This window comes from uncultured Ruminococcus sp. (assembly GCF_937915125.1).
In the GTDB taxonomy this organism is placed as follows: domain Bacteria; phylum Bacillota; class Clostridia; order Oscillospirales; family Ruminococcaceae; genus Ruminococcus_C.
Genome location: NZ_CALDMP010000082.1, coordinates 1 through 9,633, shown reverse-complemented (window position 1 = coordinate 9,633; position 9,633 = coordinate 1). Strand labels below are relative to the sequence as shown.

9 protein-coding genes are annotated in these 9,633 nt (G+C 48.8%); 4 read left to right on the top strand and 5 right to left on the bottom strand.

The genetic code is table 11. The features are described from left to right. The first annotated feature begins 197 nt into the window (after positions 1-197). Positions 198-653 carry a thioesterase family protein gene (locus Q0418_RS08450; RefSeq protein ID WP_298483700.1) on the top strand — a complete coding sequence of 152 codons (456 nt, stop codon included), beginning with the start codon at positions 198-200 and terminating at the stop codon, positions 651-653. A 66-nt stretch (positions 654-719) separates the two neighbouring features. Here Q0418_RS08450 and Q0418_RS08445 read toward each other — a convergent pair whose 3' ends face one another. Further along, entirely contained in the window at positions 720-1,514 is a 795-nt protein-coding gene (locus Q0418_RS08445) for a nitrilase-related carbon-nitrogen hydrolase (protein WP_298483699.1), read from the bottom strand. Positions 1,515-1,531: 17 nt separating this feature from the next. Then, positions 1,532-3,067: a D-alanyl-D-alanine carboxypeptidase family protein gene (locus Q0418_RS08440; protein ID WP_298483698.1), complete on the bottom strand. Its 1,536-nt coding sequence runs from the start codon at positions 3,065-3,067 to the stop codon at positions 1,532-1,534. A gap of 205 nt (positions 3,068-3,272) precedes the next feature. Here Q0418_RS08440 and Q0418_RS08435 point away from each other — a divergent pair, with 205 nt between their 5' ends. Further along, entirely contained in the window at positions 3,273-3,980 is a 708-nt protein-coding gene (locus Q0418_RS08435; RefSeq protein ID WP_298483697.1) for a metallophosphoesterase, read from the top strand. A 214-nt stretch (positions 3,981-4,194) separates the two neighbouring features. On the opposite strand, the gene Q0418_RS08430 is transcribed toward Q0418_RS08435, so the two are convergent. From Q0418_RS08430 to Q0418_RS08420, 3 genes are all read right to left on the bottom strand, one after another. Further along, positions 4,195-4,632 carry a DUF2798 domain-containing protein gene (locus Q0418_RS08430; protein ID WP_298483696.1) on the bottom strand — a complete coding sequence of 146 codons (438 nt, stop codon included), beginning with the start codon at positions 4,630-4,632 and terminating at the stop codon, positions 4,195-4,197. Positions 4,633-4,644: 12 nt separating this feature from the next. Then, a complete protein-coding gene (locus tag Q0418_RS08425; RefSeq protein WP_298483695.1) occupies positions 4,645-4,803 on the bottom strand; it encodes a hypothetical protein in 159 nt (52 codons plus the stop codon). A gap of 171 nt (positions 4,804-4,974) precedes the next feature. Next, entirely contained in the window at positions 4,975-6,315 is a 1,341-nt protein-coding gene (locus tag Q0418_RS08420) for a hemolysin family protein (protein ID WP_298483694.1), read from the bottom strand. 512 nt (positions 6,316-6,827) lie between these two features. Between Q0418_RS08420 and Q0418_RS08415 the strand changes: the two genes are divergently transcribed. Beyond that, complete coding sequence (locus tag Q0418_RS08415) at positions 6,828-8,882, top strand: translation factor GTPase family protein (RefSeq protein ID WP_298483693.1); 2,055 nt, start codon at positions 6,828-6,830, stop codon at positions 8,880-8,882. Between the two features lie 66 nt (positions 8,883-8,948). Beyond that, on the top strand, positions 8,949-9,503 hold the full coding sequence (locus Q0418_RS08410) for an AAA family ATPase (RefSeq protein ID WP_317336631.1): 555 nt from the start codon (positions 8,949-8,951) through the stop codon (positions 9,501-9,503). Positions 9,504-9,633: the final 130 nt, after the last annotated feature.

Below are 9,633 nucleotides of genomic sequence, written 5' to 3'. Positions count from 1 at the left end.
GTGAATACACAAAGTATTCACTGCGCTTTTTGTTTCATCTGACGAAAAAACTGACAAAGTTTATGCTCGTAGAGTACATCTGACGCACAATCTTTGTGCGGTATTGCCTTAACCGTAAATTCACAAAATGTGACAGCATTTTCGCATAAAATGTGTTATACTGAGTATGCGCCGGGAATCTTCGGGATGCCCGATGGATGCGCAGAAAGGAAGCATGGAATATGCAGATCACACCGTATACACGCATGGTATTTTACCATGAAACAGACCGGATGGATATTGTGAACCATTCCAATTACATTCATATGACCGAAGAAGCCCGTGTAGATTTTATGGGAAAGATCGGCGTGGGTTACGAAAAAATGGAGGCGCTGGGTGTGATGCTCCCGGTGCTGGGCGTTACCTGTGAGTACAAGAATTCTCTCCATTTCGGCGAACATCTCGCTATCTATTCCCACATTACCAAGTACAATGGTTTCAAATTGGAGCTGTCCTATGAGATCCGCTGTGTGGAGACCGGAAAACTCTGTGCAGTTGCTACATCATCCCACTGCTTCACGGATACAAAGATCAAACCCATACGCATCCGGGACAAGTATCCGGAAATGCACGACTTTTTCCTGAAAGCGATGGATACCAACTATTCCGATTAAGCGAAATCATTCCATGAAAAAACACCGCAGAGGTTACCTGGCATGGTACCTGCGGTGTTTTTGATTTTATTGCTCCGTTTCTTCCCGGTAAAGTTTCGTATACAGCGGTAACTTGACATCTCTGTATGTGGGGAACGTCTCGCGGAATTCTGCCGTTTCATCAGTGAATTCTGCGTAGACCAGCGCCTCTTCCCTGCCGCAGTCTGCCAGAACATTTCCCTCTGGGTCAACCAGACAGCTACCTCCCACAAAGCCATACGCCTGCTGTGTCCCCACGCAATTCACACCCAGCACGTAGACCTGATTTTCAATGGCACGTGCTCGGAGCAGTGTCTGCCAATGGGCACTGCGCCGTTCCAACCAGTTCGCCGGCACAAGCACCAGAGAACTGCGGCGTGCCGCCAGCCGGAACACTTCCGGGAATCGCAGGTCATAGCAAATGAGTGCACTCATTGGTATGTCGCAAACCGTTCCGGAGACGATCCTGTCGCCGCTGTCATAGAACTGATCTTCGTCCCCATAGGAAAAGGGGTGAATCTTTACATAGTCCAGCACAGTCTCCCCTGCACTGTTCAGAAGGGTGTAGTGATTTTTTCCCTTGCCGTTCGGTTCTTCAGAGACCCAGCCGAAGCCAATGGCGATCCGGTGCCGCTGTGCCAGCCGTACCATCTTCTGTTGGATTTCCGGGCTGTAAGGCGCAATCTGGGAAACATGCATGGAAAATCCCGTAAAACTCATCTCCGGAAAGACAATGCAGTCGCAGTGCTCTCCTGCCGCCTGGACGATCCAGTTTTCCGCCAGTGCTAGATTATGCACAGGCTGTTCAAATGCGATTTTTGACTGTGCAATAGCGATCTTCACCCAACTCACCTCTTACATCATTGCCGGGAACTGCCGGACATTTCGTGTTCCCGTTCCTCTTGTGCGGTATGTGCTTCCTCCGTCTGCCGGGAATCCGGACCGTGATAGAATACAGTATCCGATCGTTTCCAGTTCTGTCTGGGACGATCCTTGAACTGAGTGGCGTGAGGTACCAGATGAATGGGATCCTCCGGCGTCACATTTTTCTTGGCGCGGTATGCTGCATAGATGCATAGGATAATATACAGTCCCGTGAGTACGCATCCGGCAATGATGCCATAGCGGAACCAGGGTGAGTTGGGGAAATTCTGCAAAGCATAGAGATTGAACTTCGTAAAGGAGCGATTCACATCACTGACCGCCACCAGAGGCACTGTGGCTATGACTTCCCCGGAAAATTTCAGTTCCATACTGCCCAGTTCATCTCCTGCCTTTACAGGTGCCTGGACATCCTCATCCAGGTGGATAACCTTCTGCACTGCCGATGTATCCACATCATCACACCAGAGGAGAATGCAGTCCTCCTGAGGATGCACCAGGACGTAGGAATTGCCGTCGGAGTTCATGACCTCTACCTCGGCAGTTTCCTCGTTGTCCTCCAGGAGCGTTACATAGGAAAAGGACGAAAACGCCCAGTTCAGCAGGGATGCCGCATCCTCCAGATGATAGAACTGCAATTCTCCATCCTCGTCATAAAAGGGCGCATTCAGCAGAATCACCAGATATGTGTTCTCATCCTTGGTAGCTTCAGTAATAATACTTCTTCCTGCCTTGTCCAGATTGCCGGTCTTGATTCCTTTTGCACCATCATAATAATAGTCGCTTGTCTCCAGCATCATGGGGTTGGCATGTGTCCAGGACCAGGTGGCAGCATCGGGATGGTTTCCCGGATTGGAGGAGGACGGCGAAAAGGTGGCCGTTGTTGCGATCTCTTCGAAGCCGTCCAGATTGAGAGCGTAGTTGGTAATAGTAAGCATATCCCGTGCAGTCGTCATCTGTCTGGCATCGTACAGTCCCGTGGGATTGGCAAACGTTGTTGCAGTACAGCCGATCTCCTGAGCAGTTTCGTTCATTTTCGCTACAAAGGCATCTGTTCCCCCAAACTGATCTGCCAGGATCAGCGCTGCCTCACAGGATGAAGTGAGCATCAATGCGTAGAGATATTCTCGCACCGTCAGGGTGTCGCCGTTGTAAATATCTGCATAGCGCAGATCATCCACTGCTTCATAGCGGTACAGGGGTGCATATAAATCGTCGTTGGCGGTGATCGTTGTGCTGTCCAGGTCGCTGCATTCCTTCATAACGACAATGGCGGTCATGATCTGCGCCAGATGCCCGGGCATCTGCTGCTGATCCGCATTTTTTTCATACAGGATCTGCTCGGTATTCCGGTTATATAAGATCGCCGCCTGGCTGCGGATGGTTGAATCTGGTGTAAAGGTATATGCCTGGACAGATAGAGTACTGCCGCAGACAAAAACAATGCCGACTGCAAGCGTCATTACCATGGCGCTGAGTCGTTTTATCCAATGGAACAGGTGCATAAACTGCATTCCTCCCGATGATTTCTTAATTCCTGAAAGTTTGAGTAAGCTTTACTACTATTATAGCAAAAAAAAAGCGATTCGAAAAGACTTTTTTCAAAATTTTATTTACCTTTTCCTGAAAATATGATAAAATAAGATGGAACGCCCCTGAAACCGACAAAACTGCGGTTTCGGGCAAGGTGAATTTTTGTTTCTTAGGGAGGTTACACCTTTGGTATATATTACAGGAGACATGCACGGAGATATTTCACGATTCAAAGACCCGATTTTCAAAAAATTGAAAGCCGGAGATGTTCTGATCGTCTGTGGTGACTTTGGATTTATCTGGGATGGTTCCCGGCAGGAAAAACAGATTCTGCGCAAGCTGAAGGAAAAGCCCTTTACCATTGCCTTTGTGGACGGATGCCATGAGAATTTTGACATTCTGGAACAGAATTTCCGCACGGTAAAATGGCGCGGGGGTATGGCGCATCTTATCGCACCCAATATCTTTCACATGATGCGTGGGGAAATCTTCACCATTGACGACAGGACATTCTTTGCCTTCGGCGGCGGACACAGTCAGGATTTCGAATTTCGGCAGGGGCGGAATTGGTGGCAGCGGGAGCAGCCTACCCATGCTGAGATTCGCCGTGCCATCCACAACTTAAACCGCTATGACGCAAAGGTTGACTACATCATTACACATGAGCCGCCTGCTTCTCTGAAAGACTGTCTGGGCGTGGATATGCAGCAGCGACTGGAGATCCACACGTTTTTTGAGGATATTATCAAACAGTGCGACTACCGGAAGTGGTTCTTCGGGAAATGCCACATGGATCGGTTCATTCCCATGAAGTTTTATGCGATGTTTGAAGAAGTACTGCCCGTTGAGACGGAGCGTCGGCGCAGACAAAAGCCAGTCCAGAACAAGGACTAATGCGTTTATATAAAGGTTACCTCAAAAATAGAATGCATGGTATTTTTTGCAAAGGCAACACCGCACAAAGATTGTGCGGTATTGCCCTAAGCGCGTTAATATGATTCCACCCAAAAAAGCGACCTACTTCCTGGCAGTAAGTCGCTTTTTGAGTTATAAATGAGCTTATTATTGTGAATTGAATATTTACAGCACTCTCCTACGAAGTGTTGACTCATGCAGCTGCTTCCACTGGCTGTTCTGCGGTATCTGACTCTATATGCTGTTTCTGCCGTTTCTGAATATCCTTCCGGAACAATACCTTAAACACGGTGAGAATCAGGGGCTGGATAAAGAATAGCTGGGAAAAGAATGCAAATGGGAAGTTGAAGCAGACCAGCTTTACCCAATTGGCAAGCAGTGTGAAAATATCGAATCCGGCATAGTAGGGGCAGTACAGAAAGGCTGCAATCAGGCTCATGGACGGACACATCAGTCCCACAGTGGTACAGATAATGGCTGTCTCAAACAGTACCGGATGGGTGGTTCTGGGGTCAAATACCTTGCACGCCAGCCGGAAGGAGCAAGGGCTGCCCATGACAACTTCCAGCGTATAGGCAAAGCAGAATTCCACCAGAATAACTGCCCAGATGGGCAGGAAACGACCGCACATGTACACGCCGCCCTACATTCCGATGGCATCCAGTACACCCGATGCCCCTTCATTGGCGGCAAGCAGGGCAGAACCATTGACCACATACAGGCTATAAAAGACATAGGCGTGGACTGTCACCACGACAGTGAGGAATGCGAATACCATTCGCTGAAACTGATTTCTTGGCATAACAAAAATCTCCTTTTTCGCGCAAAAAAAAGAAGCGTGAAACCACCGAAGTGATCTCACGCTGAACCATTCTACGCATGATATATTTTTCGCTGTTTTTCACAGCTCTATTATTTTACCAGATTTGCCGTTCTAAAGTCAAAGGCGTTTTTGGACAAACTTTTTTCCACGTTACTGCTTTAATTCAGTAGTATTACCCTCTGCGGCAGCTTCTTCCGGTTCTGGGATGCGCACAATTGCCTTTTCCACGCAATGCTGCCGGATATTCAGAATGTACACCTGAAAACCGTCCACCTGCATTTTCAGTTTCGTGCCGTCTTTGGGAATCTCCCCCAATTTGCCGATGAGGTAGCCGCTGAATGTCTCATATTCCTCATCCTGGAATTCGTGTTCCAGAGCTTTGGATACATCGTGGAGAGAGCACGTGCCCCGTATTTTCCAGCTCCTGGAATCCAGACGTTCCACCTCCGGATCCTGCTGGGCTGTTTCATCATCATCGAAATCGCCCACCAGCTGTTCCACAAGGTCGGTTACAGTAATGATGCCGCACATGCCGCCGTATTCGTCCAGCACGACGGCAAAGTGGTCGGCGTGGCGCTTCATCTTGCTGAACAGTTCGTCAGCTTTCAGTGTCTCGTGAATGAAATAAGGCGTATGCACCGCATGTTCCATAACGAATGCCTTGGTGCGGTTCTGGAGCCGGAAGAAATCCTTCGCATTCAGCACGCCAACAATCTGGTCTATGCTGTCGCCGCAGACCGGGTACACCGTATGTCGGGACTCATGAATGGTCTGTTCCCATTCCGCAATGGTCTCATCCATCCATAGAACGGAAACTTCCTTCCGATGGGTGCAGATTTCGCCTACGGTCAGATCATCAAAGGCAAACACATTCTTGATCATATCGTTTTCCGTGGCATCAATGGTTCCCTTTTTGCGACCGGCATCCGCCATAAGGAGAAGATCTTCTTCGGTGACGATCTCGTCATCGCTGTTTGGATCAATGCCGCAGAGCCGGAGCACAGCATTGGTGGACTTCGTCAGCAGCCAGACCAGCGGCGCAAAAAGCTTTGCAATAACTGTAATGGGACCTGCCATGGTAAGGGAGAGTCGTTCTGCATTTTTCATGGCAATGCGCTTTGGCACCATTTCTCCCAGAACAATAGAAAAATAGGACATGATCAGTGTCACAAGAATGACAGAAATGGTGTCCATAACGGGGTCGCTCAGTCCGATGCCGATTTTTTGCAGCCATTGGGAAAGGATCTCTGCGAAACTGTCGCTGGCAAAGGCGGCGCCCAGAAAGCCCGACAGAGTAATAGCAACCTGGATGGTCGCCAGGAATCCCGACGAGTTCTGTATCATTTTCAGAAGCCAGCGGGCACGCTTGTTGCCTGCTTCTACTTCCTTTTCCAGTTTTGTCTCATTGACGGAAATCACGGCGATCTCTGTCCCTGCAAAGATCGCATTCAGCGCGATCAGAATAATTTGTAATAAAATCAGCCATATCATATGGACTTTTTTTCCTCCTCTTATCATATCTATCTGTGTGCTTTGTTTATGGTATGGAAACGCAAAAAGACATAGCTAGCACCGCATCCGGCGCAGACTATGCCTCTGATTCCAGTATATTCTCAAAAACGCATATTGATTTGCGTCGCTTTCATCGGCGGCATCCATGCTGGTTTCACACTCCGGTTTGAAAAATAATATCATATATTTTACCGGATTTCAAGGCGTTTGTCAAGGGAAACGCTGCACTTTTGGCGGAATATACAAAACAGGAACCGGATTCCGAAGAAATAAAAGCATATTTTTTCATGTAAATTCCGCATTTTTTCGACTTTTTTATAAAACTCTGCAATTTTTTTCAAAAAAGACTTGCATAGCAATGTCAAATGTGCTATAATTACAATATTCAGTTGAATAAATATTAGTCAACATGACTATTCTGCCGGAAACGGCATAGGTAACACAATGAGAAGAAGTTCTCAAAAATTTGAATGAACAGGAGCGAACCACTTATGACAACAAAGACTATTGCATTGGCAGGCCACGCAGGCACCGGAAAAACCACACTCATGGAAGCATTGCTGTACCAGGGCGGACGGATCGAACGAATGGGCAATGTTGCCGCAGGAAATACGGTCTCCGACTATACCGCTGAGGAAATGAAGCGGCATTCCTCCGTCTATACGGCAGCGGCCAGCATTATGCAGAACGGACAGAAAATCAATCTGTTGGATACGCCGGGCATGTTTGATTTTGCCGGCGGTATGGTGCAGGGCATTTCAGCAGCGGACTGCGTTATGATCGCTGTCTCCGGTAAGTCCGGCGTCCGTGTGGGCACCAAAAAGGCATATCGTGCTGCTGAGGGAAAACCCCGGATGTTTGTGGTAACAAAACTGGACGATGAAAATGCCAATTTCTATAATGTGCTGACTGATCTGAAATCCACTTTCGGCCCTACAGTCTGCCCGGTGGTTGTTCCGGTCATCGTCAACCGGAAAATTGATTCGTACATCAATCTTATTGAGATGAAAGCATATCGCTATGACAAGGACGGTAAGGCGCAGGAGATCCCCATGCCTACCGCAGAGGTTTCTGAAAAGCTGAGCTATCGTGTAGACGGTCTGATTCAGGCATTTTCTGAGGCTATCGCTGAGACAGACGAGGAACTGTTCGAGAAGTTCTTCTCCGGCGAGGAGTTTACTCAGAAAGAACGGGTGGACGGCATCCACAAGGGTATGCGTGACGGCACAATCACGCCGGTAGCGTGTGTATCGGCGGCAGCCATGGAAGGCATCGACCTGCTGTGCAAGGAGATGGAACTCCTGGTACCGGCAGTGGAGGAAACTGAGGAAATTCTTGCAGAAGATGCAGCAGGCGAACCGGTTGTACTACATACAGCAGCAGATGAGCCGGTCTGTGTGCAGATATATCAGACTCTGGCAGATCCTTTTGTTGGAAAGCTGTCCATGATGCGTGTGGTTTCGGGTACATTGCAGGCTGGTGCGGAACTGGTAAATGCCGCTACAGGTGCCACAGAAAAAATCGGCAAGCTGTTCTATCTCTGCGGCAAGAAGCAGCAGGAGACATCTTCCTGTGCAGCGGGAGATCTGGTGGCAACCACAAAGCTTTCCGCCAATACTGGAGATACGCTGTGTGACTCGTCTCGGGTGGTATCTCTTCCCAGAGCTGTTTTCCCGAGACCCTGCTACCCCATGGCAGTCCGTCCTGCAGCCAGAGGAGATGAGGCAAAGGTCGCATCGGCGATCCAGAAGTTGTTGGAGGAGGATCAGACCCTTTCCTACACCCAGAATCCTCTGACACGGGAGATGATCCTGTCCGGGCTGGGCGAACAGCATCTGGGGGCAGTGCTCTCCAAACTGAAATACGACTTCGGCGTAGATGTTGTGCTGTCTGTGCCGAAAATCGCCTATCGGGAGACCATCCGCAAAAAGGTCAAAGTGCAGGGCAAACACAAGAAACAGTCCGGCGGTCACGGACAGTACGGCGATGTGTGGATCGAGTTTGAACCATATCCCTCTGACGAACTGGTCTTTGAGGAAAAAGTATTCGGCGGTGCGGTTCCGAAGAATTTCTTCCCGGCTGTGGAAAAGGGCTTGCAGGAATCGGTGACAAAGGGTGTTCTGGCTGGATTCCCGGTTGTGGGCGTTAAGGCGATTCTGGTAGATGGTTCTTACCACCCGGTGGATTCATCGGAAATGGCATTCAAAACAGCTGCGTCCATTGCCTATAAAGAGGGTATGAAGCAGGCAGAGCCTACCCTGCTGGAGCCTATCGGTTCTTTGGAGGTGTCCATTCCGGACGACAACACCGGCGATATTATGGGTGATCTGAACAAGCGCCGTGGCAGAGTCCTGGGCATGAACCCATCGGAAGAAGAGGGCATGACAGTCATCCTGGCAGAAGTGCCCATGCGTGAAATGGCAGATTTTGCAATGCAGTTGCGGCAGATGACCCAGGGCGAGGGCACATTTACCCTGGAGCCGGTGCGCTATGAGCAGCTCCCGGCAAATCTCATGACAGAGGTCATTGCTTCAGCCAGTGAGTAAGGCAGTATGGATATCAAAAGAATATCTGAATATATCATCGCAAAGGCTGATGCCGGGAAAATTTAAATTGTCGGCATTGACGGATTGGGTGGCGCCGGAAAAAGCACACTGTCCGGAGAATTGAAAACCATGCTCCAAAAAGCAGGGTTACATACTATCGTCCTGCACATTGATGATTTCATTCACCCAAAAATTGTGCGGTATCGTGATGATATTCCGGCATGGGAATGTTACTACAATTTACAGTGGAGATACGACTATTTTCTCCATGACATTCTGTCACCCATGCGGAAAAATCACGCTTTTCACGATATCATTGAAATATACGACAAGGAAAAGGATTCCTACATAGTGCAAATGCTGGATGCAGAACCGGGAACGATTATTCTCGTAGAAGGAATTTTCTTACAGCGAAAAGAATTGCAAGGGTACTTTGACACGATGATCTATCTGGAGGTGTCGGAGGAGATACGGCTGCAGCGAGTGCTGCATCGGGATTCCTATATCGGAGATACTTCCCAGATCGCAGAAAAATATGAGACCCGTTACTTCCCGGCAGAACGGCATTATGTCGAAACTTGCGCACCGGCACAGCATGCAGATCTTGTTATAACGTCTTGACGCTTCTTCAAAACAACAATCAAAAGCCGCTTCTGATTCCAAAAACAGAAGCGGCTTTTTGCGATTAGAAAATAATTAAGGCAACACCGCACAAAGAGCGCCTAGCGGCTTTGCACGTCATATGCTTGCA